Here is a 26,288-nt window from a genome sequence, read left to right on the forward strand (position 1 = left end):
CCCCATGGACATCCGCCCCCTGACCGACGCGCTCTCGGTCTCCCCGCAGATCACGGCCGCCGACATCGAGGCCGTGCGCGCGGCCGGCTTCCAGGCCATCGTCTGCAACCGCCCCGACGGCGAAGGTGCCGACCAGCCCGGCTTCGACGAGATCGCGCGCGCCGCCCATGCCGCCGGCCTGCAGGCCCACTACCTGCCCGCCGAATCCGGCAAGGTCACCGACGCGCAGGGCGCCGCCTTCGGCACGTTGATGGAGCAGTTGTCCAAGCCCGTGCTGGCCTTCTGCCGCACCGGCACGCGCTCCACGACCATGTGGGCGCTGTCGCAGGCCGGCCGCCTGCCGCTGCCGCAGATCCTGGAGACCGCCGCGCGCGCCGGCTTCGACCTCAAGGGCGTGGTGCGGCGCATCGCCAACGGCGGCAGGACGCCGGTGGAGGTGGCCGACGCCGCGCACGCCGTGCTCATCGTGGGTGGCGGCGCGGCCGGCATCGCCGTGGCCTCCAGCCTGCTGGCGCGCGACCCGAAGCTGGACATCGCCATCATCGACCCGGCCGACGTGCACTACTACCAGCCGGGCTGGACGCTGGTGGGCGCCGGCGTGTTCGACGCGGCCAGCACCGCGCGCACCCTGGCCAGCGTGCTGCCGCCCGGCGTGCACTGGCTCAAGGCCGCCGTGGCCGCCTTCGAGCCCGAGCGCAACGCCGTGGTGCTGGACGGCTGCCGTGTCGTGCGCTACGAACAGCTCGTGGTCTGCCCCGGCCTCAAGCTGGACTGGCACGGCATCGAAGGCCTGACCGACACGCTGGGCCGCCACGGCGTGACCAGCAACTACCGCTACGACCTGGCCCCCTACACCTGGGAACTGGTGCAGCAGCTCGCGCGCGCCAGGGGCGGCCGCGCCATCTTCAGCCAGCCGCCCATGCCCATCAAGTGCGCGGGCGCGCCGCAGAAGGCCATGTACCTCTCGGCCGACCACTGGCGCAGCGCCGGCGTGCTGCCGGCCGTGGACATCCAGTTCTGCAACGCCGGCGCCGTGCTGTTCGGCGTGGCCGACTACGTGCCCGCACTGATGGAATACGTGCAGGCCTACGGCATCCATTTGAACTTCGGCGAGACGCTGGTGGCCGTGGACGGACCCGCGCGCCGCGCCACCTTCAGCCGCGCATTGCCCGACGGCGGCAAGGAGCGCACCGTGCGCGAGTTCGACATGCTGCACGCCGTGCCGCCGCAGAAGGCGCCGGACTTCGTGCGCGTGAGCCCGCTGGCCGACGCCGCCGGCTGGGTCGACGTGGACCCGGCCACGCTGCGCCACAGGACGTTCGCCAACGTCTTCGCGCTGGGCGACGCCGCCAACACCACCAACGCCAAGACCGCCGCGGCCGCGCGCAAGCAGGCACCCGTGGTGGCGCACAACCTGCTCGTCACGCGTGGCACGGCCAAGGGCGATGCGCAGTACGACGGCTACGGCTCCTGCCCGCTCACGGTGGAGCGCGGCAAGATCGTGCTGGCCGAGTTCACCTACGGCGGCAAGCTCGCGCCCAGCTTTCCCAAGTGGCTGATCGACGGCACGCGGCCTTCGTCGCTGGCCTGGCTGCTGAAGGAGCGCATCCTGCCTCCGCTGTACTGGGACGGCATGCTCAAGGGCCGCGAGTGGATGGCCCAGCCCGAGATGGTGGGCTGATGGCCGCGCTGCCCGCCGCCGGGACCGCGCCCGGCGCCACGGCAGCGCCCGCGGCCTGGCGCCGCCTGCTGCCCGCCCTGCCCATCCTCGACTGGGGCCGGCACTACGACCGCGCCAGCTTCGCCAGCGATGCGGTGGCGGCGCTGATCGTCACCATCATGCTGATCCCGCAGAGCCTGGCCTACGCGCTGCTGGCCGGCCTGCCGCCCGAGGTGGGGCTGTACGCCAGCGTGGCGCCGCTGCTGCTGTACGCCGTCTTCGGCAGCAGCCGCGTGCTGGCCGTGGGGCCAGTGGCCGTCGTCTCGCTGATGACGGCCGCGGCCGTGGGCGAACATGCCGCGCCGGGCTCGGCCGCGTACTGGCCGGTGGCCATCACGCTGGCCTTCCTGTCGGGCGCGATGCTGCTGACCATGGGGCTGCTGCGGCTGGGCTTCATCGCCAACTTCCTGAGCCACCCGGTGATCTCGGGCTTCATCACCGCCTCGGCGCTGCTGATCGCGGCCAGCCAGCTCAAGACGCTGATGGGCGTGCAGGCGCAGGGTCAGCACTTCGCCGGGCTGCTGCTGGACCTCGCGCGCCAGGCGCCGCAGACCGACCTGCGCACGCTGGTGGTGGGCGTGCTCGCCACGGCCTTCCTGCTCTGGGTGCGCCAGCGGCTCAAGCCGCTGCTGGTGCGCTGGGGCCTCCCGCCGCAGGCCGCCGACTTCCTGGCCAAGGCCGGTCCGGTGACGGCGATTGCCGTCACCACGCTGCTGGCCTGGGCGCTGGACTGGCAGGCCCAGGGCCTGAAGGTGGTGGGCGCCATTCCGCCGGGCCTGCCGCCCTTCACGCTGCCCAGCTGGGACCCGGCGCTGTGGCGCCAGCTCGCCGTGCCGGCGCTGTTGATCAGCGTCGTGGGTTTTGTGGAATCCGTCTCGGTGGGCCAGACGTTGGCCGCGAAGCGGCGCCAGCGCATCGCGCCCGACCAGGAGCTGGTGGCGCTGGGCGCGAGCAACCTGGGCGCGGCCTTCACGGGTGGCTTTCCGGTCACGGGCGGCTTCGCGCGTTCGGTAGTGAACTTCGACGCCGGCGCGCAGACGCCCGCGGCCGGCGTGTTCACGGCCATCGGCATCCTGCTGGCCACGCTGCTGCTCACGCCGGCGCTGCACCACCTGCCCCAGGCCACACTGGCGGCCACCATCATCGTGGCCGTGTTGTCGCTGGCCGATTTCGGCATCCTGCGCCGCACCTGGGCGTATTCGAAGCCCGACTTTGCAGCCGTGGCCGCCACGCTGCTCGCCACCCTGGGCCTGGGCGTGGAGGCCGGGCTGCTGGTGGGCGTAGGTGTGTCGCTGGCGCTGTACCTGTGGCGCACCAGCCGGCCGCACATCGCCACCGTGGGCCTGGTACCGGGCACCGAGCACTTCCGCAACGTGTTGCGCCACCCCGTGCGCACCAGCCCCGCGCTGCTGGGCCTGCGCGTGGACGAGAGCCTGTACTTCGCCAACGCCCGCGCGCTGGAAGACCATGTGAACGACGCCGTGGCCGCCCAGCCCGCGCTGCGCCACGTGGTGCTGCAGTGCGCGGCCATCAACGCCATCGACGCCAGCGCGCTGGAAAGCCTGGAGGCCATCGCGCACCGCCTGCGCGACGCGGGCATCACGCTGCACCTGTCCGAGGTCAAGGGACCGGTGATGGACCGGTTGCAGGGCACGGCGCTGCTGCAGCAGCTCGGTGGTCCGGTGTTCCTCACGCACTACCAGGCAGTGGCGGCGCTGGCGCCCGAGGCGCTGGGCGAGCTTCCAGGATCGGCACCATGCCCCTGAAGATCGCGCAGTGCTCGCTCGTGCGAGCGAGTTACTTCCAAAGTCGGCAGCGCCGCTCTGACTGCGTTGCTGGAGTGACCGCAGGAATGATCGTGTCCATGGTTGCAGCTCCTTCGATGAGCGAGGCGGGATGGCCTCGCCATCGACGGTGGCACCATCGCAGGGATCAGCCGCCCAAGTTCAGCGCGGAGCGCCTACCGCACGAACGGCTTAGCCCACTGGCCGAATGCAGCCACTCCAAGCGGCTTCCTTCAACCCCGCAACAAGCCGCCAGCCCAAGCCACAGGAAAGCCGACCTGCGCTGGCACGAAGCCTTCAAGCGAACAAGCCCTTGTGCTGCTCGCGCAGCAGGTTCTTCTGCACCTTGCCCATGGTGTTGCGCGGCAGGCTGTCGACCACGAAGGCACGCTTGGGGATCTTGAAGTTGGCCAGCTGCTGCCTGAGCGCACCCAGCAGCGCCTCGCCGTCCAGCGCCGCGCCGGGCTTGCCGATCAGCACGGCCACGCCGACCTCGCCGAAATCCGGATGCGGCACGCCGACCACGGCGCTCTCGGCCACGCCCGGCATCTCGTTCAGGAAGCCCTCGATCTCGGCCGGGTAGACGTTGTAGCCGCCGCTGATGATGAGGTCCTTGCTGCGGCCCACGATGGTCACGTAGCCGGCTGCGTCCACGCGGCCCACGTCGCCGGTCTTGAAGAAGCCGTCCGCCGTGAACTCCTCGGCCGTCTTCTCGGGCATGCGCCAGTAGCCCTGGAACACGTTGGGGCCGCGCACCTGGATGCCGCCGATCTCGCCCTGCGGTACCGGCTGGCCCGCGTCGTCCACCACGCGCAGGTCCACGCCCGGCAGCGCAAAGCCCACGGTGCCGCCGCGGCGCTCGCCGTCCTCGGCACGGTAGGGGTTGGAGGTCAGCATGGCGGTCTCGCTCATGCCGTAGCGCTCCAAGATGGTGTGGCCGGTGCGGGCCTGCCAGTCCTTGAAGGTCTCGATCAAGAGCGGCGCCGAGCCAGAGATGAACAGGCGCATGTTGCGCACCGCCTCCTTGGTCAGCGCGGGATCGGCCAGCATGCGCACGTACAGCGTGGGCACGCCCATGAAGACCGTCGCCTCGGGCAGCCTGGCGATCGCCGCCTTGGGGTCGAACTTCGCCATCCACAGCATCTTGCTGCCGTTGAGCAGCGCGCCGTGCAGCGCCACGAAGAGCCCGTGCACATGGAAGATGGGCAGCGCGTGCAGCAGCACGTCGCCCTTCTGCCAGCCCCAGTAGTCCTTGAGCACGCGCGCGTTGCTGAGCAGGTTGCCGTGGCTCAGCATGGCGCCCTTGCTGCGGCCCGTGGTGCCGCTGGTGTACAGGATGGCGGCCAGGTCATCGGCCCCGCGTTGCACCGGCGTGTGCTGGTCGCTGCAGTGCGATGCACGTTCGAGCAAGGTGCCGTTGCGGTCCTCGCCCAGCGTGAACACGTAGCGCGTGCCGGCCTGGAACGCGATCTTGCTGACCCAGCCGTGGTTGGCCGGGCTGCAGACCACGACGGCCGGCTCGGCATTGCCGACGAAGTAGCCGATCTCGGCGCTCTGGTAGGCCGTGTTGAGTGGCAGGAACACGTGGCCGGCGCGCAGCGTGGCCAGGTACAGCAGCACGGCCTCGACCGATTTTTCGACCTGCACCGCGATGCGCGAAGCCGGCGGCAGCTCCAGCGACTCCAGCAGGTTGGCGATCATGGCGCTGGCGCGGTCGAGGTCGCCCCAGCTGTAGCGCAGCGGCTGGCCACCCGGCTCGGTCGCGTCGACGGCAATGGCGTCCAGGTCGGCTGGGAAGGCTGCGCGCAGCGCGGCGTAGAGGTTCTGGTTCTCGGTGACTGGGCTCATGGTGGCGGGAAGAAAAGGCTCATTCGAGTTTTGCGCCGGACGCTTGCACGACGGCGGCCCAGCGCTTGATCTCGGCGCTCACGAAGCGGCCGAACTGCGCGGGCGTGAGGGTACCGAATTCTGCGCCGTTGCTGGCCCAGACCGTCTTGATCTCGTCCGTCGCGCCGGCGCGCTGTACCTCCTCAACCACGCGGGCCTGGATGTCCGAAGGCGTGCCCTTGGGCGCCCACAGGCCATACCAGGTGGTCACGGTGTAGTCGGGCAAGCCGACCTCGGCCGCGCAGGGCACGTCGGGCAGCGCAGGATTGCGCTTGCCGCCCGACACCATCAGCGGCTTGATCCGGCCGCCCTTGATGTGCGCGGCGGAGGAGCCCAGGCCGTCGAACATCACGTCCACGTTGCCGGCGATCAGGTCGGCCAGCGCGGGGCCGGCACCGCGGTAGGGAATGTGCGTGATGAAGGTGCCGGTCTGCTGCTTGAACAGCTCGCCCGCCAGGTGGTGCGAGGTGCCGGCGCCGGCCGAGGCGTAGTTGTAGCGCGCCGGGTTGCGCTTGACGAGCGCGAGGAAGCTCTTGAGATCGCCGGCCTCCACGCGCCTGGGGTTCACCACCACCACCTGCGGCACGTTGGCCAGCAGCGCGAGCGGGATGAAGTCCTTCTCCAGGTCGTAGTCGAGCTTGGGGTACATCGAGGGCGCGATGGCGTGGTGCACGGCCCCCATGAACAGGCCGTAGCCATCGGGCTGCAGCCTGGCCGCGGCACTGGCGCCCACGGTGCCGCCGGCGCCGCCCTTGTTGTCGACGACCAGCGTCTTGCCCGTGAGCTTGGCGAACTGGGCGGCCAGCGGCCGCGCGAAGGCGTCGGTGCCGCCGCCGGCCGGGAACGGCACGACCAGCGTGACGGGTTTGCCGGGCCAGCCGGACTGCGCGCGGGCCGCCAGCGCGGCGGGCAGCAGGCCTGCGCCAGCCAGCTGCAAGGCGCCGCGGCGCGTGATGGGAACGTGCATGCGTGTCTCCTTCGTTGTGGAACAAGGCGGTCTGCCGCCGCCTCGGTGTGCCGCTCAGAGCAGCCAGCGCTCGACCTCGGACGACAGCGGGATGTTCCCCGCCGCCGTCATGGCCCGGTGCTTGTCGAGCCGGCGCAGATCGTACAGATAGTTGACCATGAGCCCGCAGGACTGTTTGAGGCCCTTGGGCGACGGGTCGCCGGCCCAGTTGAGCCGCTCCACGCGCGCGCCGTTGCCCAGGTGGAAGCGCGCGACGGGGTCGAGCGGGCGGCCCTGGTCGAGCTCGCGGCCCAGGTACTCGGCCGCGCAGCGCAGCAGGAACTGGCGCGTGGGGGATTTTTCCTCCAGCGTCAGCACGTGCTCGGTGGCGGCCAGCACATGCCCGGCCTCGGGCACCTTGGCGCCCAGCGCGCGGCCGAGTTCGGCGCGCGCCTTGTCGGGCATGCGCGCCAGCATGCCGTCCGCGTTCTTGCTGAGCCAGGCGCGGAAACCCGGGATCGGCGACAGCGTGGCGAACTGCTTGAGCTTGGGGAACTCGGCGCGCAGCGTCTCCACCACGCGCTTGATCAGCGAGTCGCCGAAGGACACGCCGCGCAGCCCGGTCTGGGTGTTGCTGATGGAGTAGAAGATCGCCGTCGTGGCCTTGCCGATGTCGTGCACGGCGGCCTGCTCGTCCAGCAGCGGACCGATGCCGCCGGCCAGGTGGTCGATCAGCGCCACCTCGACGAAGATCAGCGGCTCGTTCGGCAGCCGCGGGTGGAAGAAGCCGTAGCAGCGGCGGTCGCTGTCGAGCCGGTTCTTCACGTCGGCCCAGCTGCGGATGTCGTGCACGGCCTCGTACTTGATGAGCTTTTCGATCAGCGAGGCCGGCGAGTCCCAGCTGATGCGGCGCAGCTCCAGGAACGGCAGGTCGAACCAGCTGGAGAACAGCGCGGCCAGCTCGGCATCCAGCGGCTGCAGCCGGCGCTCGGACTTGAGCTGCGGCAGCAGCTCGGCGCGCAGGTCGACCAGGAAGTGCAGGCCCTGCGGGTCGACCGCGAAGCGCTGCAGCATGCGCGTGCGCGGCGAGATGAAGGCGCTGCGCAGCCGGATCTCGGCAGCGCCCTGGTCGGCCGTGCCGTGCACGGCGTCGTAGTGCTCGCGCGCGGCGCGCACCTCGTCGGCATCGGGCGCGAACTGCTCGACCAGCAGCAGCCACAGGTCGCGCCGCTCGGCTGCCGTGGCCGTGCCGTACCAGGCCATGACCTTCTGGGCGCGGCGGCCGGCCTCGGCCTCGCTGACATGCGGGTCGACCACAGCCTGCAGTTGCGCCAGCAGGCGGCGCAGCGCGCTGGGCGTCAGTGCTTCGGGCTCGCGGCGCAGCGTGGCGCGCAGGCGCTCGGCCATCGGGCGGGGCGCGTCCGGGGTGGCAGCCGGCGGCTTGGCGGCCGGTTTGAGCAGCGCCAGGCTGCGGGCAATCCAGTCGGTGGCGTTCATGGTGTGTCCTTGGAATGCATGTTCAGGGAGCGATCCGGTTGGCCTGGCTGCGCGCCACCTCGCGCAGCGCCTCGCGCTGGCGCACCAGGTGCTCGTGCATGGCGGCCTGCGCGGCCTGCGCGTCGCGCACCTGCAGCGCGGCGAACACCGCGAGATGCTCGGCGCAGCTCTGCTCGATCCGGCCGGGGGCCTGCAGCTGCTGCAGCCGCGCGAGCTTGGCCAGCTTGCGCAGGTCGCCGATCACGCGGGCCAGCCAGGGGTTGTCGGTCAGCGCGATGATGGCCTCGTGGATCGCGACGTTGGCGGCGTAGTAGTCGGCGATGCGGCGGGCCCTGGCATGGCGCTGCAGCCGCTCGTGCAGCGCCTGCAGCGCCTGCAGCTCGGCGTCGCTTGCCTGCTGGGCGGCCTCGAACGCGGCGCGGCCCTCCAGCAGCGCCAGCAGCGGGAAGATCTGGTCCAGGTCCTGCGACGTCACCTGGTTCACGAAGCTGCCGCGGCGCGGCTCGTGCCGCACCAGGCCCTCGGCCGCGAGCACCTTGAGCGCCTCGCGCAAGGGCGTGCGCGAGATCGCCATGCCGGCGCACAGCGCGGACTCGTCGATGAAGCTGCCGGGCGCCAGTTCGCCCTCGAAGATCAGCGTGCGCAGCCGCTCGGCGACTTCGTCGTGCAGGGAGCTTCGGACCGGGCGCATGGCGTGGTGGGCAGTTCGGGACGCGCCGCGCGGGCTTGGAAGCTGGAAGCGGCGCCGTAATTTCCCGTAATTATGGCTAATTACTTTGGCGGTGTGGCTGACCCAGCGGCAAACGCCGCACGCGGCGCGGCTGACACAATCGCGGCCCATGTCCGCCTCCACTGAACTGCCCTCCCTGCCCGATCTGGCCACCCGTGTCGCTGCGCGCCTGCGCGAACGCCGCGACACCGTGGCCGTGGCCGAATCTTCGGCCGGCGGCCTGGTCGCCGCCGCGCTGCTGGCCGTACCGGGTGCGTCCAGCTACTTCCTGGGCGGCGCCGTGGTCTACTCGCGCCGCGCCGGCAAGGCCCTGCTGGGCCTGGTGCCGGCCGACATGGAAGGGCTGCGCGCCGAAACCGAGCCCTATGCGCTGCTGCTGGCCGGCAAGGTGCGTGCGAACCACCGCGCCAGCTGGGGCCTGGGCGAGACCGGGGCGGCCGGCCCGTCCGACAGCCCGGCCGGCGACCCGGCCGGCCGCGCCTGCCTGGCCGTGGTCGGCGCCGCGCAGCGCAGCCGCACGGTGCTGACGGGCAGCACCGTGCGCGCCGCCAACATGGACCTGTTCGCGCGCGAGCTGCTGGCGCTGTTCGACGCCGTGCTGGCCGAGGCGCCATGACGGCGCCTCCGACCGACGCGGCGTCGGCACGCACCGCCATCGCGGCGATCGCAGCGCGGCTCGCGGCACACGGTATCGCCGGCATGCGCGCACCGCCGCCCGAGCCCACCACCTGCTGCGGCCGCGGCTGCAACGGCTGTGTCTGGGAAGGCTACCTGGGCGCCGTGGTCTGGTGGTGCGAGGACGCCCAGGCCCTGCTGGCCTCGGCCGCTCCGGCATGACGGCCGCGGCCCGCGCCGCGCTGCGCGCCAATCTCGAGAAGCTGCTGGCCAGCGGCCGCGATGGCGCGCTGCTGCGCTTCGGGTTGGGCCAGGCAATGTTGCAGGAAGGCCAGCCGCAGCCTGCGGCCGTGCACCTGCAGCAGGCCACGGCCCAGGATCCGCACTATTCGGCGGCCTGGAAGCTGCTCGGCAAGGCGCTGGAGCAACTGGGCCACACCGAGGAGGCCGAAGCGGCCTGGACCCAGGGCCTGGCGGTGGCCGGCCAGCGCGGCGACATGCAGTCCGTCAAGGAGATCACCGTGTTCCTGCGGCGCCTGCAGCGCGCGCGGGGCGGCTGAGGCTCAGGCCCGGGCCGGCACCCCAGCGCCGCGCCGCCCGCACCAGACCCACATCGCGATGCCGGCCAGCACCATGGGCACGCAGAGCCACTGGCCCATGCTCATGCCCAGCGACAGCAGGCCGAGGAAGGCGTCGGGTTCGCGGAAGAACTCGGCCGTGAAGCGCAACAGGCCGTAGCCGATCAGGAAGGCGGCCGCGACCTGGCCTTCGGCGCGGCGCTTGCGCGCGTACAGCCACAGCAGCACGAACAGCAGCAGGCCTTCCAGCAGGAACTGGTAGACCTGCGAGGGGTGGCGCGGCAGCATCGAGCCGCTCTGCGGGAACACCATGCCCCAGGGCAGGTCCGGGCTGGAGAAGCGGCCCCACAGTTCGCCGTTGATGAAGTTGCCGACGCGGCCGGCCGCCAGGCCCGTGGGCACGCAGGGCGCGACGAAATCGGCCACCTGCATCCAGGGCCGCTGGCGCGAGCGCGCGAACCAGACCATGGCCGCGATCACGCCCAGCATGCCGCCGTGGAAGGCCATGCCGCCCTGCCAGACATAGAAGATCTCCAGCGGATGCGTGAGGTAGTGGCCGGGCTTGTAGAACAGGCAGTAGCCCAGCCGCCCGCCGACGACCACGCCGACCACGCCCAGGAACAGGATGTCTTCCACATCCTTGCGCGTCCAGGGCGGCACCAGCGACGCGAAGGGCTGGTGCTTGAGCCGCAGGTTGCCCAGGAACATGAACAGGCCGAAGGCGACCAGGTAGGTGATGCCATACCAGTGGATGGCGACAGGACCGATCTGCAGCGCGACCGGATCGATCTGGGGGTACATGAGCATCGCGCGATTGTGCCGTCAGCCCGAATGCGCTCGGTCCGGGTACGGAACCGCAGCGGCCGTGGCCTCCGGCTCGGCGGCGATCGGCCGCTGCCACGCCGCGCCTACATCTGGGCGCCGATCATCCAGGGCACCGTTTCCTCGTTGCCCACGCCGAGCGCTTCGCTCCTGGACTTCTCGCCCGAGGCGATACGCAGCATCAGGTCGAAGATCTCCCGGCCCTTGGACTCCAGCGTCGCGCCGCCGTCCATCACGTCGCCGCAGTTGATGTCCATGTCCTCCTGCATGCGCAGGAACATCTTGGTGTTGGTCGCCAGCTTGATCGATGGCGCGGGCTTGGCGCCGAAGCACGAGCCGCGCCCCGTCGTGAACGCGACCAGGTTCGCGCCGCTGGCGATCTGGCCCGTCGCGCCCATGGGGTCGTAGCCCGGTGCGTCCATGAACACCAGGCCGCGGGCCGTGATCGGCTCGGCGTAGCGGTAGACCCCCATCAGCGCGGTCGAACCGCTCTTGGCCACCGCTCCCAACGACTTCTCCAGGATCGTCGTCAGCCCGCCGGCCTTGTTGCCCGGCGTCGGGTTGTTGTCGATGCTGCCCTTCTCGCGCTCCGCATAGCCCTCCCACCAACCGATCAGGTCCACGATGCCCTGGCCCACTTCGCGCGACGCGGCGCGGCGTGTGAGCAGGTGCTCGGCGCCATAGATCTCGGGCGTCTCGCTCAGGATGGCGGTGCCGCCCTGCGCCACCAGCAGGTCCACGGCCACGCCGAGCGCAGGGTTGGCCGTGATGCCCGAATACCCGTCGGAGCCGCCGCATTGCAACGCGACGGTCAGATGCGCGGCCGACACCGCCTCGCGCCGGCACTGGTTGGCCACGGGCAGCATCGCCTCGACCGCGGCAATGGCGGCCTCCACCGTCTTGCGCGTGCCACCCTGCTCCTGGATGACCAGCGGCGCGATGAGCTTGCCCGCCTCGATGCCCTCGGCCATGAACAAGGCGCCCATCTGGTTGGCCTCGCAACCCAGGCCGATCACCACCACGCCGGCGAAGTTGGCGTGCTTCACGAAGCCGCCCAGGGTGCGGCGCAGTTGCTGCACGCCGCTGCCGTTGTGCTCGATGCAGCAGCCGAAGCTGTGCGTGATCGGCACCACGCCGTCCACATGCGGGTAGTCCTCCAGCGCATCGCCTTTGGCGAAATGCTCCACCACCAGCTTGGTGACGGTGGCGGAGCAGTTCACCGTGCTCACGATGCCGATGTAGTTGCGCGTCGCCACGCGGCCATCGGCCCGCACGAAGCCCTGGAAGGTGGCCGGCTCGGCAGCCGGCACCAAGACCCTGGCGTCCTCACCGAAGGCGTGGTCGCGCGCGAACGCGCCCATCGCCAGGTTGTGGGTGTGCACGTGTTCGCCGGGGCTGACGGCCTGGGTGGCGAAGCCGATGATCTGGCCGTAGCGCTTGACGGGCTCGCCCGCCGCGACCGGCACCAGCGCCAGCTTGTGCGCAGCGGGCACATCGGCCAGCACGCGCAGGCCATCGAATTCCGCCAGCAGCGTGCCGCTGGCGAGGGCGTGTCGCGCGATCGCGACGTTGTCGCTCGGGTGCAGCCGCAGGGCGAGGGAGTCTTGGCGCATCGCTTTCTTTCGGTGGTGGCGGCCTATTCCGCGCGGATGTTGTTTCTGCGGGCGACCTCGCCCCACAGTGCGTAGTTGTCACGCGTCACGGTGCCCAGGCGCTGCGCTGTGCCACCACCCACCATGTCGCCGTTTTTCACGATCTGGCCACTGACCGACGGGTCGGCCAGTGCGGCGTTCAGCGCGGCATTGGCTTTGTGCACCATGTCGGCTGGCATCCGGGGTGGACCCCACAGGCCCACGAACACCGTGACGACGAAGTCCTTGACGCCCAGTTCGGTGGCCGTCGGCACATCGGCCAGCGCGGGCAGCCGGGTGCTGCCGGTCACCAGGATGGGCCTCAGCTTGCCGCTGGCGATGAACGGGATCAGCAGCGACGCCGCATCCATCAGGCAGGGCACCTGGTTGCCCACCAGGTCCTGGATGGCCGGGGCGCTGCCGCGGTAGGGCACCTGGCTCATTTTGGGCAGGCCCGTGCGCTCGCGGAAGTACTCCATGGCCAGGTGCGTGTTGCCGCCGTTGCCCGAAGAGGCATAGCTGAAACCCCTGGCGCTCTCGGCCTTGACCCAGGCCACGAACTCGGCCAGGTTGTGTGCGGGCGTGGCCGGGTTGACGCACAGCACCAGCTGCGATTCGAGGATCAGCCCGATGGGCGTGAACTCCGTGGGAATCGGCGAGGCCGTCGGATACGTGTGCGGGTTGATCGTGAAGCTGGTGTTGGCCACCAGCAGCTTGTAGGGGTCATTGGCACGCTGGACCTCGGCGGCGGCGATGTTGCCGCCCGCACCCGGCTTGTTCTCGACCAGCACGGGCTGCGCCAGCGCCGTGGCCATGCCGCGGCTGAGGAAGCGCGCGCCGGCATCCGTCAGGCCACCCGGCGGGTAGCCCACCAGCAACGACACGGGTTTGGTGGGCCATGCCGGCGCCTGCGCCCATGCGCCCGCGCTCAGGGCCGTGCTGAGGGAGCCGGCCGCGGCCAGCTTGAGGACATCGCGCCTGGATGTGGGGTTCATGTCGATTCGTCTCCGTTGTTGTGGGGTGTCGTGGGAGTCAGAACGCGACGTCCTGGCCGCCCTTGAGTTGCAGGATCTCGCGCGCGTCGTCCGGAGTGGCCACCACCAGCGACATGCCTTCCAGGATGCTGCGCATGCGCCGCACCTGCTCGGCGTTGGTCCTGGCCAGCTCGCCGGGGCCGTTCCACAGCGAATCCTCCAGGCCCACGCGCACGTGGCCGCCCATGGCGGCCGATTGCGCGCCGATCGTCATCTGGCTGCGCCCGGCCGGCAGCACCGACCACCTGTAGGCGTCGCCGAACAGGCGGTCTGCCGTGCGGCGCATGTGCAGCACGTCTTCCGGGTGGGCGCCGATGCCGCCCAGGATGCCGAACACCGACTGGATCAGGAACGGCGGCTTGATCAGCCCGCGCTCGATGAAGTGCGCGGCGGTGTAGAGGTGGCCGATGTCGTAGCACTCGATCTCGAAGCGGGTGCCGTTGTCGCTGCACGACTGCAGGATGTGCGCGATGTCGGTGAAGGTGTTCTTGAAGATGCGGTCGTGGCTGCCCGACAGGTAGGGCTCCTCCCAGGCGTGCTCGAACGCCTTGAAGCGGTTGAGCATGGGGTACAGACCCATGTTCATCGAGCCCATGTTGAGCGAGGCCACCTCGGGCTTGAACTCGTGCGCCGGGCGCAGGCGGTCCTGCAGCGACATGGTGGGCGCGCCGCCCGTGGTGAGGTTGATCACCACGTTGCTGGCGGCCTTGATCTGCGGCAGGAACTGGCGGAACAGCGCGGGGTCTTGCGACGGGCTGCCGTCCTCGGGGTTGCGCGCATGCAGGTGCACGATGGCGGCGCCGGCCTCGGCAGCGCCGATGGCCGACTCGGCGATCTGCGCGGGCGTGACCGGCAGGTAGCGTGACATCGACGGGGTGTGGATCGCGCCCGTGACGGCGCAGGTGATGATGACTTTGCGGGACATGGGGTCTCCAGGGGATGTGCAGGCTCAGGAAAGGGGGGCCTGGCGCTTGTGCGCCGCCAGCGCCATCAGCCGGCGGTCGCGCCAGGCCGAGCGCTTGCCGATGTCGGCCACGTCGAGCTGCGCGCGGCGCTCTGCGTCCACGCGGGCCACCGTGTCGGCGCTCCAGCCAAACGGCGGCGCATCGGCCAGCGTGTCGCGGTTCTGCTGGCCATAGCGCTGCGCGTAGTCCTTCACGCCGGCTGGCGCATTGAGGTCGATGGTCTCGAACGGCCCCATGAACGACCAGCGCAGGGCCAGCCCGTCCTTGAGCACCTTGTCGATGTCGCCGGCACTGGCCAGCCCCTGCTCGAACAACGAGAAGCACTCGTTGAGCACGGCGGCCTGCACGCGGTTGAGCAGGAAGCCGGCGATCTCGCGGGACAGGGACACCGGGGTCTGGCCGGCGCCCGCGTACATGGCATGGGCCCGCTGCATGACCTGCGGGTCGGTCCAGGGCGCAGGGCACAGCTCGACCAGCGGCACCAGATACGGCGGGTTGGTCGGATGGCCCACCAGGCAGCGTGCGCGGCCCGGCAGTGCCGCAGTGAACAGCGACGCGGGTAGCCAGGAGGTGGAACTGGCGAGCACGGCGTCCGGTGGCGCCAGCGCGTCGAGCTGGGCGAACAGCGCGGTCTTGGCCTGCACGGTTTCGCGGATGTTCTCCTGCACCATGACCACGCCGCGCACGGCGTCTGCCAGGTCGGCCTCGCAGCGGATGCGGGCCAGCACCACCGCGGGTGCGTCCTGCAGAAGGCCGAAGCCGGCCAGTTCGTCCAGCCGCTCGCCGATGTAGGCCAGGCTGCCGGCCATGGTGGCCGCGTCGGCATCGTGCAGCCGCACCGGATGGCCGGCGCGTGCGAACACGATCGCCCAGGCGCGGCCGATCAGCCCGGCACCGACCACCGCGACGGGCTGCTCCGAGCGCGGCGCGCCCTCGAACGAAGCGGTCATGGCGAACGCTCCAACGCAGCGCGCGCGCCGAAGTGCGGCGCGCCGGCGACGGCGGCGATTCCGCGGGATCTGGTGTGCATGTCGTGCTCCTGGTCGGTGAAGAGGTGGCAGGTGAAAGATGAAGGCCCCCGATGGCAGGGCTCTCCCGTGTCCCGGTGCAATCATATCCACTGTGATCACATATCGCAAATACCAAATATCTACTTTCTGCGATCAAAGCAGAACTGCCGGCGCTTCGTGGTGTGTGCTAAAAGATCACACCGAACAGCAACAGATCCGCGCCAGCATGGACCTTTCCACCCTCGTCACGCCACTGACCCGCCAGACGCTCAGCGGCGACGTCTACAAGCAGTTGAGCGACCTGCTCATGAGCGGGCGGGCGGTGCCAGGAGAACAGCTGTCCTTGCGCACCATTGCCGAGGGGCTGGGCGTGAGCGTGATGCCGGTGCGCGAAGCCGTGCACCGCCTGCTGTCGGAGAAGGCGCTGGAACTGCTGCCCAACCGGGTGCTGCGCGTGCCCACGTTGACGGTGCGGCAGTTCCGCGAGATCACCGACATCCGCGTGCACCTGGAGGGCCTGGCCACGGCGCGTGCCGCCAGCCTGGTCGACGCTGCGGGGCTGCAGGAGATCGCGGCCGTGAACGAGCGTTTCGCGCGCGAGATGGCGCTGAAGCGGCCCAACAGCTCGAACCTGATCGCGCTCAACAAGGAGCTGCATTTCGCGATCTACCGGCAGGCCGGCATGCCCATGCTGCTGGAGATGATCGAATCGCTGTGGCTGCGGATCGGCCCGATCCTGAACTACGACTTCCGCTCGGGCTCGGCCCGCATCACAGAGCACGTGTCGGTCGACCACCACGAGCGCATCATCGCGGCCTTGAGGAACCAGGACGCCGCCGCGGCGAGCGCGGCGTTGGCCGGCGACCTGCTGGGCGCAGCGGACTACATCGTGTCTGCCGGCGTGCTGCTGGCCGAAGAGGTGGCGTCCCCGGCGCAGCCACGCACGGCCGGCGCCGCGGCTGCGGCCAAAGGTGCGCGCAAGGTCCGCGCGAGCAAGCGGCCAGGCTAGTGCTGCAGCGCGCGCAAGCGCGTCGCGTCAGCCGGCAAATCCGCCGGCCTTCAGGAACGCCTCTTCGTCCGCAGAAGACTGCCGCCCCAGCATGGCGTTGCGGTGCGGAAAGCGGCCGAAGCGTGCCACGATGTCCAGGTGGCCCTGCGCATGGCTGGCGAACGGCTCGCCCAGCGCGCGGTTCAGCGCCAGCGCCCGCTCCTGGTCGGGCAGCTGCTCGGAATGCGAGAGCGGCAGGTAGAAGAACAGCCGCAGGTCCTGCGGCACCTGCCGATCCAGGCCGGCGTCCAGCGCCTGGCGGCAGAACATGCGCGCCAGCGGGTCGGTCGCGTACATGTGGCCGGTGCCGCGGAAGCTGTTGCGCGGGTACTGGTCGAGCAGCAGCAGCAGGGCCAGCGCCCCCTCGGCCGTCGCGGCCCAGGCGTCGCAGCGGCGCGCGGCCGCGGCGAAATGCAGGTCGTGGAAGCATTCGCGGAACTGGCGGTCGAAGGCCGCGTCCTTGGCGAACCAGCGCGCAGGACCGGCGTCGCGCCAGAACTGCACGACGGCGGCGGCCTCCGTCAGCGGCACGGCCTTGTCTTCAGGCGGGCTTGGCTTGCGTGGCATCGTCGTTCTCCTTGTTGCGCAGATGGCCCAGCACCAGGGCCCTGCCGGCGAAGGCGTCGCCGGCCACCTCGAGGTCGAAGCGCTCGCCGTCCAGGCGACGCAGATCGGCCATCACGGCATCGGCCTCTTCGGGCGTGGCGCCCGTGGCCAGCACGGCCTCGCGGCCCAGCAGCATGGCCGACTCGAAGGTCTCGCGCACCACGTAGTCCGCGCCGCCAGTCTTGACCAGGGCCAAAGCATGCTCGCGGTCGAAGGCGCGCACCAGCACGCGCGCGTGCGGGCACTCGGCCTTGGCGTTCTCGGCAATGCGCGTGGCGGCAGCCTTGTCGTCCACGCAGACCAGGATGGCGCTGGCGCTGTGGGCGCCGGCCGCGTGCAGCACGTCGGCGCGGGCACCATCGCCGTAGTAGACCTTGAAGCCCAGGTAGGACTGGGCATCGCGGATCACCTGGGTGTCGTTGTCGATCACGGTCAGCGACGCGCCCCGCGCCACCACGCCCTGGCTGGCGATCTGGCCGACGCGGCCGAAGCCGATCACGAGCACGCTGGCGCGCCGGTCCTGCGCGGCCTCCACGCCCTCCATCGAAGTCGCGGGGCGCGGGCCAAAGCGCCCGTGCAGCAGCACCACCAGCGGCGTGAGCGCCATGGACAGCACCACGATGGCCGTCATGTTGGCATTGACCGTGGCGTCGATCACGCCTGCGCCCAGCGCCGCGGCGAACAGCACGAAGGCGAACTCGCCGCCCTGGGCCATCAGCACGGCGCGGTCCAGCGCATCGGCATGCGAACTCTTGGCCAGCCGCGCCACGCCGTAGATGCACAGCGCCTTGACCGCCATCATCGCGACCACGCCGGCCGCGATCAGCGGCCAGTTGCGCGCCACCACGGCCAGGTCCAGCGACATGCCCACGCCCAGGAAGAACAGGCCCAGCAGCAGGCCGCGGAAGGGCTCGATGTCGGCCTCCAGCTGGTGGCGGAAGGTCGATTCGGACAGCAGCACGCCGGCCAGGAAGGCGCCCATGGCCATGGACAGGCCGCCCAGCTGCATCAGGAGCGCCGCGCCCAGCACCACCAGCAGCGCGGCCGCCGTCATCACCTCGCGCGCCTTGGCCGTGGCCAGCACGCGGAACAGCGGGTTGAGCAGCCACACGCCGGCCGCCACCAGCGCGGCCAGCGCCCCCAGCGCCAGGCCGACGACGCCCCAGCGCGAAGGCGCCACCGCCGCGGCGTCCAGCGCCGGTGGTGCGATGCCGACGATGGCCAGCAGCGGCACGATCAGCAGGTCCTCGAACAGCAGGATGGAGACGATGCGCTGGCCGCGCGGCGCGGCGATGTCGCCGCGCTCGCCCAGCAGCTGCATGACGATGGCCGTGGAAGTCAGCACGAAGCCCATGGCGCTCACAAAGGACACGGCCAGCGGGAAGCCGAAGCCCACGCCCACCAGCGTCAGCAGCAGGCCGCAGACCAGGCACTGCAGGCTTCCGAGCCCGAAGATCTGGCGCCGCAGGCTCCACAGGTGCGAGGGCTGCATCTCCAGCCCGATCACGAACAGGAACATCACCACGCCGAGCTCGGCCACGTGCAGGATGGCGTGCGGATCGTCGAACAGCCTGAGACCGAACGGCCCGATGGCCAGGCCCGCGGCCAGGTAGCCCAGCACCGAGCCCAGCCCGAGCCGCTTGAACAACGGCACGCCGACCACCGCCGCTCCGAGCAGACTGACGACGCGGACCAGATCGTTCGCACTTCCTTCAACAGCCATCGAGGCCCTCCCGAAAAACAAAAAAGCGCGGCCCTGTCGACAGGCCGCGCCCAGATCCACCACGGATCAACGGGGTCCGCACCCCGAACGGATGCTTCTTCTCGTGATCAGCTGCGCGACAGTTGCCAGGCCACCAGGCCTGCCACCACCGCCGGAACGGCGAACACGATGAGCAGGATCGGCAGTTCTTCCCGCACTGTATAGCCAGCGTGCGTCACGCCCACCCACATGTTGAGCAGCGCGACCAGCAGCCAGACCGGCATGAAGGCCTTGGCGGCCAGCGCCATGGCAGTGCCGCTGGCGCCCCACAGCCATCCGAACAACACGAACACCACGAGCAGCAACACCCCCGCCCCCATCGTCATCGCCATGTGCATGGCAGCCTCCCTTTCAAGATTTGAAACATGTGCACCGCATGGGGCACTTTGCTAGCGTACCAGCGTGCGGTAGAAGTCCAGCCCGGCCCGCAGGTGCGGTGCCAGCGGCAGGCTGCGGCGCAGCATCTCGTCCAGCTCGGGCTGTGCGATCTCCATCACGTAGCTGTTCCGCGTGGCGACCAGCCGGGTGGGCGGCATGGCGAGGGCGGCCATGTCGCGCCCGCCATACCACTTGGCCGGGTCGGCGTGGCCGGCCTCGATGCCGCGGCCGGCCACCTCCAGGCGCCAGCCGCCGTCGAGCAGCGTCCAGAAGCTGGCCATGCCGCGCTGGCTGCTGGCCACCTCGGCCCCGGGCTCCACCGACCATTCGCGCGAATGGTCGATGACCCACTGCAGCTGCTCGTTCGACATGCCGCGGAACATCGGCACCTTGGCCAGCAGGTGCAGGTAGGTGGTCGAGGCCTTCATGCCGGGGCCGGGTGGCGTGGCGCCGGAGCTGGCGCAACCCGGCAGCGCGGCGCCCAGGGGCAGTGCCGCCGCAGCGGCCAGCCATCGGCGTCTGGTGGAAATGCAAATGCGCATGTGTTCACTCCGAGAAGACCGACAGGTTCTTCGCGATGTCCTTGCCCGCGTAGGGCGGGAACACATCGAGCACCTGGTCGGGGTTGCCCAGGAGCATGGCCTTGGTGTTGGACAAGGCGTCGAAGCCGGCCTTGCCGTAGTACTTGCCCATGCCCGAATAGCCCACGCCGCCGAACGGCAGGCTGTCGATCCAGCAATGCAGGTTGGTCTGGTTCACGCAGCCGCCGCCGAAGGAGACGCACCCCAGGAAGCGGTCGATGTGGCCCTGGTCCTTGCTGAAGATGTAGGCCGCCAGCGACTTGGGCTTGCGCATCACGGTCTCCACCATGGCGTCGAAGTCGTCGTAGGGCAGCACCGGCAGCACGGGGCCGAACACTTCCTGCTGCATGGCCGGATCGTCCCAGGTCGAGGGATAGAGCACGGTGGGTTCCACGTAGCGGTCGGCCACCTCGTAGCGGCCGCCGTGCACCACCTTGTCCGGCAGGATGTAGGAGGCCACGCGCTCGGTGTCGTGCGTGCTGATCATGCGCGCGAAGTCGGGGCTTTGCTGTGGATCGGTGCCGTACATCGCGGTCAGCGAACGCTTGAGCCGCGCGATGAAATCGTCGGCGATGGAGCGGTGCACGTAGACGTAGCCCGGTGCGATGCACCACTGGCCCGAGATCGCGTTGTGGCCCCAGGCGATGCGGTCCACCGCGATGTCCAGGTTGGCGGTCTCGTCGACCACCGTGGGGTTCTGGCCGCCGAGCTCCAGGACCACGGGCGTGAGATGTTCGGCCGCCGCCCGCATGACCACCTTGCCCACAGCGGAACTGCCGGTGAAGAAGATGAAGTCGAACGGCAGCTCCAGCAGCGAGGCGATCTCCTCGCGCCCGCCCGTGACGATGGACACGGCCTCGGGTGCGAAGTAGCGCGGCACCAGCTCGGCCAGCAGCGCCGCCACGCGCGGCGTGGTGTTGGCCGGCTTGAGCACCACCGTGTTGCCGGCCGCCAGCGCGGCGATGGCCGGGTCGAGCAGCAGCAGGATGGGCGCGTTGAAGGGCCCGATCACCAGCGTGACGCCGTACGGCTCCTTGTGGATCACGCCGCGGTTGCCCGTGGCCTCCAGGCCCTTGGGGATCGCGACGGGCTGCGGCGCCATGAGTCCGGCCAGGTTCTTCTGGTAGTAGGACACCACGCCCAGCGGCACCGTGATCTCGAACAACTGCTCGAAGGGCGGCTTGCGGAAGTCCTGGTAGAGCGCATCGCACAGCGCCTGCTGGTTCTCGCGCAGCAGCCGCTCCATGCGCCCGAGCTGGTCCATGCGCCAGGCATGGGACCGGCTCGCGCCGCTGAAGAAGAATTCCCGTTGGCGATCCAACACGGCTTGGAATCGGTTCATGGTCGACGCTCCTGGGCGGCGCGTGCCGCAACGCTCAGCGGGTGGTGTAGCCGCCGTTGGCGAAGATGGTCTGGCCGGTGATCCACCAGCCTTCGGTGACCAGGAACTTGACGATCGGGGCGATGTCCTCGATGTCCGTCAAGCCCTTCTTAGAGTAGCCCGACAGCGCAGCGGCCGACGCGTGGTAGGCCGTCGATTCCTTGGACTCCTGTCCGTAGAAGAACGGCGTGTCCATGGGGCCGGGGCCGATGGCGTTGACACTGATGCCGCGGGCGCCGAACTCCTTGGAAGCCGCGCGCGTGTAGTGCTCCACCGGCGCCTTGCTGCCGGGGTAGACGGCGTAGGAATCGGTGTAGGCCGCCAGCAGCGAACTCACGATGGTCACGATGCTGCCGCGCTCGGCCAGCACGCGGCCGGCCTGCTGGATGAAGAAGAACGCCGCCTTGGAGTTGGCCGCGAAGCTCTTCTCGTAGTCGTCTTCCGTGACCTGCAGGATCGGCTTCTTGATCACGACGCCTGCGGTGTTGATCGCCAGGTTGACCTCGCCGAAATGCCCGACGGCCCGGTCGAACAGCTGCACGCAGTTGTCGACCACGGACAGGTCACCCTGGAAGGTCAGCACGTCGACGCCCTTGGCCTTGAGCGCGGCGGCGGTCTTTTCCGTTTCGTCACGCGAGCCGTCGCTGTTGTAGTGCAGCACCAGGCCCCGCGCGCCGCCGTCGGCGAACTGGTGGGCGATCAGCGCACCGAGATTCTTGCCGCCGCCGGTCACGACAGCCACTTTGTCCTTGAGGGTCGGAGAAGACATGCATTACCTCTTTGTATGGAATGGAGGGGCAAGTCTATGTTTGGAAACAATCGAGATAAAGTCGGCACCTTCGTCTACACCATCCAGGAATCCCGAACAATCATGGACCGGCTGGACCACCTCCGCATCTTTCTGCGCATTGCGCAATGCAACAGCTTCACCCTGGCGGCGGACCAGCTCGGCCTGCCGCGCGCCAGCGTTTCGGGTGCGCTGCAGCAGCTCGAGACCCGCCTGGGCGCGCGCCTGCTGCACAGAACGACCCGCCGCGTGCGGCTCACCGCCGAGGGCGAGAGCCTGCTGGAGCGCGCACGTTCGCTGGTCCATGGCATGGAGGCACTGGAACAGCAGTTCACTGCGGGAGGCCAGGGCCTCAAGGGCCGGCTGCGCGTGGACATGCCCAGCCGGATCGCCCACCGGCTGGTGGCGCCGGCACTGCCCGACTTCGTGGCCCGCCACCCCGGCGTGGAACTCGAACTCGGCTCCAGCGACCGGGCCGTGGACCTGGTGCACGACGGCGTGGACTGCGCGCTGCGTGTCGGGACGCTGGCGCCCAGCAGCCTGGTGGCGCGCCCGCTCGGCTCGTTCGCGGTGATCAGCTGCGCCAGCCCGCTTTACCTGGCGCGCCACGGCACGCCGCGCACCGCCCAGGATCTGCTGACCCGGCAGCACCGCCAGGTGAACTACGCGCCCGCCGCGGGCGGGCGCTACGCGCCCTGGGAATGGACCGAAGATGGCCGCACCCGCTCGGCCGTGCTGCCCGGCAATGTGGCCGCCGGCAATGTGGAGACCTACATCGCCTGCGCCGTGGCCGGCATGGGGCTGATCCAGGTGCCGGCCTACGACGTGCAGGACCACCTGCAGAGCGGTGCCCTGGTCGAGGTGCTGTCGCCCTGGTGCCCACCGCCCATGCCCGTGCACCTGGTCTACCCGCACCGCCGCCACCTGGCCGACCGCGTGCAGGCCTTTGCTGCCTGGATCGAGGACCTGCTCGCACCCCACCTGGATTGACGTTGGCCATCCCGGCATACAGCCGGGAATGCAAATTGCTTGTCTGCATCGGAGACACAAACACCCGATCCGATGCCCCCCGCCTTTCCCACCCTCACCTTCCTGCTCGCCGCTGCCGGAGCGCGGCAGTGAGCGCCGCCCAGCCGCTGGACCTGCTCTGGATCCTGCTCTGCTCGGCCCTGGTGTTTTCCATGCAGGCCGGCTTCCTGTGCCTGGAATCGGGCCTCACGCGCAACAAGAACTCCATCAATGTGGCGGTCAAGAACGTGGCGGACTTCGCCATCGCCACGGCCGTGTACTGGATGGTCGGCTTCGGGCTCATGTTCGGCGCCTCGCAGGACGGCTGGCTGGGGTTCTCGCACTTCGGCCTGGCCGACCAGCTCTCGCTGAGCGCGCCGCTGATGGCCTTCGTGCTGTTCCAGCTCATGTTCTGTGCCACCTCGGCCACCATCGTCTCGGGCGCGGTGGCCGAGCGCATGCGCTTCTCGACCTACATGGCGGTGACGGCCGGCGTGGCCATGGTGATCTACCCGGTGTTCGGCCACTGGGCCTGGGGCGGCATCCTGGAAGGCCGGCCCAGCGGCTGGCTGGCGCGGCTCGGCTTCGTGGACTACGCCGGCTCCACGGTCGTGCACAGCGTGGGCGGCTGGGTCTCGCTGGTGGCCGTGGCCATGATCGGCCCGCGCACCGGCCGCTTCGTGCCGGGCGAGCCGCCGCGGCCGCTGCCGGCCGGCAACCTGCCGCTGGCCATGCTGGGCGTGCTGATCCTGTTCTTCGGCTGGTTCGGCTTCAACGGCGGCAGCACGCTGGCGCTGAACGCGCGCGTGCCCGGCATCGTGGTCAACACCGTGATCGGCGGTGCCGCCGGCATCGTCGGCGGCATCGCCATGGGCATCTGGCGCCGCGGCTACTGCGAGATCGGCTACCTGATCAACGGCGCCATCGCAGGCCTCGTGGCGATCACGGCCAACTGCCATGTGGTCTCGCCGCTGTCGGCCTGGCTGATCGGCGGGGTCGCCGCCGTGCTGATGGTGTTCGTGTCCGAGTGGCTGCTGGCCTGGCGCCTGGACGACGCGGTCGGCGCGATCCCGGCGCACCTGGCGCCCGGCATCTGGGGCACGCTGTCGGTCGGCCTGTTCGGCGACCTGGAGCGCATCGCCAACGGCAACACGCGGCTGGAGCAGATCGGCGTGCAACTGCTGGGCGCCCTCGCCTGCTGCCTGTGGGCCTGCCTGATGGCCTGGCTGCTGCTGCGCGGCATCGGCCGCTTCGGGCCGCTGCGCGTGCGGCCGCAGGACGAGCACGTGGGCCTGAACGTGTCCGAGCACGGCACGCGCACCGACCTCATCGAACTCGTGGACGCGATGGAGGAACACCGGCGCAGCGGCGACCTGCGCCAGCGCGTGCCGGTGGAGCCCTTCACCGAGGTCGGCCAGGTGGCCTCGGCCTACAACCGCGTCATCGGCGCGCTGGAGGCCGCCACCGACCAGACCCGCGCCATCGTGCGCGACATGCGCGACGGCATCGTCACCTTCACGCGCGATGGCGTGCTGACCAGCCTGAACCCCGGTGCGGAGAAGCTGCTGCAGCTCAGCGCCGACCAGGTGGTCGGCCACCCGTTCCAGGCGCTGCTGCGCCAGGCCGGCTACAGCGGGCCGGCAGCGCGCGAGGACCTGTGCCGCCCCGGCACCAAGCTGGAGCTGCGCAAGGTCCGCTCCGGGGCGCCGCGCGTGGTCTACGAGATCTCGGTCAGCGAGAACCATGTGGGGCCGGAGTTGCGCTTCACGGGCACCGTGCGCGACATCTCCGAGCGCAAGCACGTCGAGGCCCAGCTGCACCGCGAGCGCGACCTGGCCCAGGTCACGCTGGCCTCCATCGGCGACGGCGTGGTCACCACCGACGAGGCGGGTATGGTGCAGTACATCAACCCGGTGGCCGAACGGCTGACGGGCTGGTCGGCCGCCGAGGCCCAGGGCCGCTCCATCAACGAGATCTACCGGCTGCGCGACGCCCACAGCGGCGACCTGCTGCCCGTGCCCGTGCGCGAGGTGCTCACGCGCGGCCAGGTGGTCGCGCGGCTCGACCATGCACTGCTGCTGCGGCGCGACGAGCTGCCCATCCCGGTGCAGAACACGGCTGCGCCGATCCGCTCGCGCGAGGGCTTTCTGATCGGCGCCGTGCTGGTGTTCCACGACGTGACGGTCACGCTGAACCTGGCCCAGGAGCTGCAGCACCAGGCCAGCCACGACGCATTGACCGGCATCCCGAACCGGCGCGCGTTCGAGCGCCGCCTGGGCGAGTTGCTGGACCGCCCGCGCGACGAGGGCCAGACCCATGTGGTGTGCTTCCTCGACCTGGACCAGTTCAAGCTCGTCAACGACACCTGCGGCCACGTGGCAGGCGACGAGCTCCTGCGCCAGGTGGCCGCGCTGGTCCGCAGCCACCTGCGCGCCTCCGACATGCTGGCGCGCCTGGGCGGCGACGAGTTCGGCCTGGTGTTGGAGTCCTGCCCCATGCAGCGCGCCATCACCCTGGCCGATGCGATCCGCGAGGACATCGCCGACTTCCGCTTCGCCTGGGAGGGCAAGTCCTTCTCGATCGGCGTGTCCATCGGCCTGGTGCCCGTGCTGGGCACCGACCGCGACCTGGGCGCCGTGCTGTCGGCCGCCGACGCCGCCTGCTATGCAGCCAAGGACGAGGGCCGCAACCGCATCCACGTCTACCAGATCAACGACCACGCGCTGATGGAGCAGCAAGGCCAGATGCAATGGGCCACGCGGCTGCAGAACGCGCTCGACGAAGACCGGCTGCGCCTGTACGCCCAGGCCATCGTGCCGCTGCCTTCGGGCGTGGACCGCGCGCCGCACTTCGAGATCCTGGTGCGCATGGAGGAAGGCGGCCGCCTCATCACGCCAGGCAGCTTCCTGCCCGCGGCCGAACGCTACGGTCTAATGCCGCGGGTAGACCAGTGGGTGGTGCGCAACACGCTGGCCTGGATCGGCGACCGCGTGCGCCGCGAGGGCGCACTGCCCGGCGTCTACAGCATCAACCTGTCGGGCGCCTCGCTGTCCGACGAGCGCTTCCGCCAGGACCTGCGCGACACGCTGGAGCGCCTGCGGCTGCCGCACGGCGCCGTCTGCTTCGAGATCACCGAGACCTCGGCCGTGGCCAACCTCAGCAAGGTCGTGCCCTTCATCCGCGAGATCAAGCAGCTGGGCTGCTTCTTCGCGCTGGACGATTTCGGCAGCGGGCTGTCCTCGTTCGCCTACCTCAAGAACCTGCCGGTGGACTTCCTCAAGATCGACGGCAGCTTCATCAAGGACATCGTGCACGATCCCATCGACCTGGCCATGGTGGAGGCCATCAACGCCATCGGCCATGTGATGGGCCTCAAGACCATCGCCGAGTACGTGGCCGACGAAGACATCCTGCGCCGTGTGGAAGCCATCGGCATCGACTTCGCCCAGGGCTACCACCTCGGGGCTCCGCAGCCCCTGGCCGACCAGGGCGCGGTGCGCATGATGCCGCGGTGATCC

At 70.1% G+C, this 26,288-nt stretch carries 23 protein-coding genes; 8 read left to right on the forward strand and 15 right to left on the reverse strand.

Translation table 11 applies throughout. The features are described from left to right. Positions 1–4: 4 nt before the first annotated feature. Together ACSQ4M_RS26175 and ACSQ4M_RS26180 are read left to right on the forward strand one after the other, a co-directional pair. Positions 5–1,681: a TIGR01244 family sulfur transferase gene (locus ACSQ4M_RS26175; RefSeq protein ID WP_436192318.1), complete on the forward strand. Its 1,677-nt coding sequence runs from the start codon at positions 5–7 to the stop codon at positions 1,679–1,681. Then, positions 1,681–3,486, forward strand: a complete 1,806-nt coding sequence (locus ACSQ4M_RS26180; protein ID WP_436192319.1) for a SulP family inorganic anion transporter — start codon at positions 1,681–1,683, stop codon at positions 3,484–3,486. Before ACSQ4M_RS26175 ends, ACSQ4M_RS26180 begins: the two co-directional genes overlap by 1 nt. A gap of 315 nt (positions 3,487–3,801) precedes the next feature. Here ACSQ4M_RS26180 and ACSQ4M_RS26185 read toward each other — a convergent pair whose 3' ends face one another. The 4 genes from ACSQ4M_RS26185 to ACSQ4M_RS26200 are packed head-to-tail and all read right to left on the reverse strand — an operon-like array spanning position 3,802 to position 8,525. Further along, entirely contained in the window at positions 3,802–5,352 is a 1,551-nt protein-coding gene (locus ACSQ4M_RS26185) for a malonate--CoA ligase (RefSeq protein WP_436192320.1), read from the reverse strand. A 19-nt stretch (positions 5,353–5,371) separates the two neighbouring features. Further along, positions 5,372–6,358: a Bug family tripartite tricarboxylate transporter substrate binding protein gene (locus ACSQ4M_RS26190; protein WP_436192321.1), complete on the reverse strand. Its 987-nt coding sequence runs from the start codon at positions 6,356–6,358 to the stop codon at positions 5,372–5,374. A gap of 54 nt (positions 6,359–6,412) precedes the next feature. Further along, positions 6,413–7,834: a malonyl-CoA decarboxylase gene (locus ACSQ4M_RS26195; protein WP_436192322.1), complete on the reverse strand. Its 1,422-nt coding sequence runs from the start codon at positions 7,832–7,834 to the stop codon at positions 6,413–6,415. Positions 7,835–7,856: 22 nt separating this feature from the next. Continuing rightward, positions 7,857–8,525 carry a GntR family transcriptional regulator gene (locus ACSQ4M_RS26200; protein ID WP_436192323.1) on the reverse strand — a complete coding sequence of 223 codons (669 nt, stop codon included), beginning with the start codon at positions 8,523–8,525 and terminating at the stop codon, positions 7,857–7,859. Between the two features lie 148 nt (positions 8,526–8,673). On the opposite strand from ACSQ4M_RS26200, the gene ACSQ4M_RS26205 reads away from it, so the two are divergent. From ACSQ4M_RS26205 to ACSQ4M_RS26215, 3 genes are read left to right on the forward strand one after another with little or no spacing between them, the layout of a single operon-like run. Then, positions 8,674–9,180 (forward strand): CinA family protein, encoded by a 507-nt coding sequence (locus ACSQ4M_RS26205; RefSeq protein ID WP_436192324.1) that lies wholly within the window; start codon positions 8,674–8,676, stop codon positions 9,178–9,180. Then, positions 9,177–9,401 carry an oxidoreductase-like domain-containing protein gene (locus ACSQ4M_RS26210; RefSeq protein WP_436192325.1) on the forward strand — a complete coding sequence of 75 codons (225 nt, stop codon included), beginning with the start codon at positions 9,177–9,179 and terminating at the stop codon, positions 9,399–9,401. The genes ACSQ4M_RS26205 and ACSQ4M_RS26210 overlap by 4 nt, the downstream gene beginning before the upstream one ends. After that, entirely contained in the window at positions 9,398–9,739 is a 342-nt protein-coding gene (locus ACSQ4M_RS26215; RefSeq protein ID WP_436192326.1) for a tetratricopeptide repeat protein, read from the forward strand. The genes ACSQ4M_RS26210 and ACSQ4M_RS26215 overlap by 4 nt, the downstream gene beginning before the upstream one ends. A 3-nt stretch (positions 9,740–9,742) precedes the next feature. On the opposite strand, the gene lgt is transcribed toward ACSQ4M_RS26215, so the two are convergent. The 5 genes from lgt to ACSQ4M_RS26240 all read right to left on the reverse strand — a co-directional run bounded on the left by lgt (position 9,743) and on the right by ACSQ4M_RS26240 (position 15,159). After that, positions 9,743–10,564, reverse strand: a complete 822-nt coding sequence (gene lgt / locus ACSQ4M_RS26220) for a prolipoprotein diacylglyceryl transferase (RefSeq protein WP_436192327.1) — start codon at positions 10,562–10,564, stop codon at positions 9,743–9,745. 101 nt (positions 10,565–10,665) lie between these two features. Beyond that, complete coding sequence (locus ACSQ4M_RS26225) at positions 10,666–12,192, reverse strand: UxaA family hydrolase (RefSeq protein WP_436192328.1); 1,527 nt, start codon at positions 12,190–12,192, stop codon at positions 10,666–10,668. Positions 12,193–12,215: 23 nt separating this feature from the next. Further along, complete coding sequence (locus ACSQ4M_RS26230; RefSeq protein WP_436192329.1) at positions 12,216–13,205, reverse strand: Bug family tripartite tricarboxylate transporter substrate binding protein; 990 nt, start codon at positions 13,203–13,205, stop codon at positions 12,216–12,218. A 37-nt stretch (positions 13,206–13,242) separates the two neighbouring features. Continuing rightward, the gene (locus tag ACSQ4M_RS26235; protein ID WP_436192330.1) at positions 13,243–14,169 is read right to left on the reverse strand and encodes a 3-keto-5-aminohexanoate cleavage protein; all 927 of its coding nucleotides are present in this window, start codon (positions 14,167–14,169) and stop codon (positions 13,243–13,245) included. A 24-nt stretch (positions 14,170–14,193) separates the two neighbouring features. Next, a complete protein-coding gene (locus tag ACSQ4M_RS26240) occupies positions 14,194–15,159 on the reverse strand; it encodes a 3-hydroxyacyl-CoA dehydrogenase (protein ID WP_436192331.1) in 966 nt (321 codons plus the stop codon). Between the two features lie 286 nt (positions 15,160–15,445). Between ACSQ4M_RS26240 and ACSQ4M_RS26245 the strand changes: the two genes are divergently transcribed. After that, entirely contained in the window at positions 15,446–16,228 is a 783-nt protein-coding gene (locus tag ACSQ4M_RS26245) for a GntR family transcriptional regulator (RefSeq protein WP_436192332.1), read from the forward strand. A gap of 27 nt (positions 16,229–16,255) precedes the next feature. Here the strand turns inward: ACSQ4M_RS26245 and ACSQ4M_RS26250 are convergent, their stop codons facing one another. The 6 genes from ACSQ4M_RS26250 to ACSQ4M_RS26275 all read right to left on the reverse strand — a co-directional run bounded on the left by ACSQ4M_RS26250 (position 16,256) and on the right by ACSQ4M_RS26275 (position 21,744). Next, the gene (locus ACSQ4M_RS26250) at positions 16,256–16,834 is read right to left on the reverse strand and encodes a DUF924 family protein (protein WP_436192333.1); all 579 of its coding nucleotides are present in this window, start codon (positions 16,832–16,834) and stop codon (positions 16,256–16,258) included. Beyond that, positions 16,809–18,596 carry a monovalent cation:proton antiporter-2 (CPA2) family protein gene (locus tag ACSQ4M_RS26255; RefSeq protein WP_436192334.1) on the reverse strand — a complete coding sequence of 596 codons (1,788 nt, stop codon included), beginning with the start codon at positions 18,594–18,596 and terminating at the stop codon, positions 16,809–16,811. Before ACSQ4M_RS26255 ends, ACSQ4M_RS26250 begins: the two co-directional genes overlap by 26 nt. Positions 18,597–18,703: 107 nt before the next feature. Continuing rightward, a complete protein-coding gene (locus ACSQ4M_RS26260; protein WP_056664420.1) occupies positions 18,704–18,973 on the reverse strand; it encodes a hypothetical protein in 270 nt (89 codons plus the stop codon). 51 nt (positions 18,974–19,024) lie between these two features. Then, positions 19,025–19,555: a hypothetical protein gene (locus ACSQ4M_RS26265; protein ID WP_436192335.1), complete on the reverse strand. Its 531-nt coding sequence runs from the start codon at positions 19,553–19,555 to the stop codon at positions 19,025–19,027. Positions 19,556–19,559: 4 nt separating this feature from the next. Next, on the reverse strand, positions 19,560–20,936 hold the full coding sequence (locus ACSQ4M_RS26270) for an aldehyde dehydrogenase family protein (protein ID WP_436192336.1): 1,377 nt from the start codon (positions 20,934–20,936) through the stop codon (positions 19,560–19,562). Positions 20,937–20,970: 34 nt separating this feature from the next. Further along, positions 20,971–21,744: an SDR family oxidoreductase gene (locus tag ACSQ4M_RS26275; RefSeq protein ID WP_436192337.1), complete on the reverse strand. Its 774-nt coding sequence runs from the start codon at positions 21,742–21,744 to the stop codon at positions 20,971–20,973. A 102-nt stretch (positions 21,745–21,846) separates the two neighbouring features. On the opposite strand from ACSQ4M_RS26275, the gene ACSQ4M_RS26280 reads away from it, so the two are divergent. Together ACSQ4M_RS26280 and amt are read left to right on the forward strand one after the other, a co-directional pair. Then, positions 21,847–22,752, forward strand: a complete 906-nt coding sequence (locus tag ACSQ4M_RS26280; RefSeq protein WP_436192338.1) for a LysR substrate-binding domain-containing protein — start codon at positions 21,847–21,849, stop codon at positions 22,750–22,752. Between the two features lie 128 nt (positions 22,753–22,880). Beyond that, complete coding sequence (gene amt / locus ACSQ4M_RS26285; protein WP_436192339.1) at positions 22,881–26,285, forward strand: ammonium transporter; 3,405 nt, start codon at positions 22,881–22,883, stop codon at positions 26,283–26,285. Positions 26,286–26,288 lie beyond the last annotated feature (3 nt).

Source organism: Pseudorhodoferax sp. LjRoot39, from assembly GCF_964253035.1.
GTDB lineage: Bacteria > Pseudomonadota > Gammaproteobacteria > Burkholderiales > Burkholderiaceae_C > Pseudorhodoferax.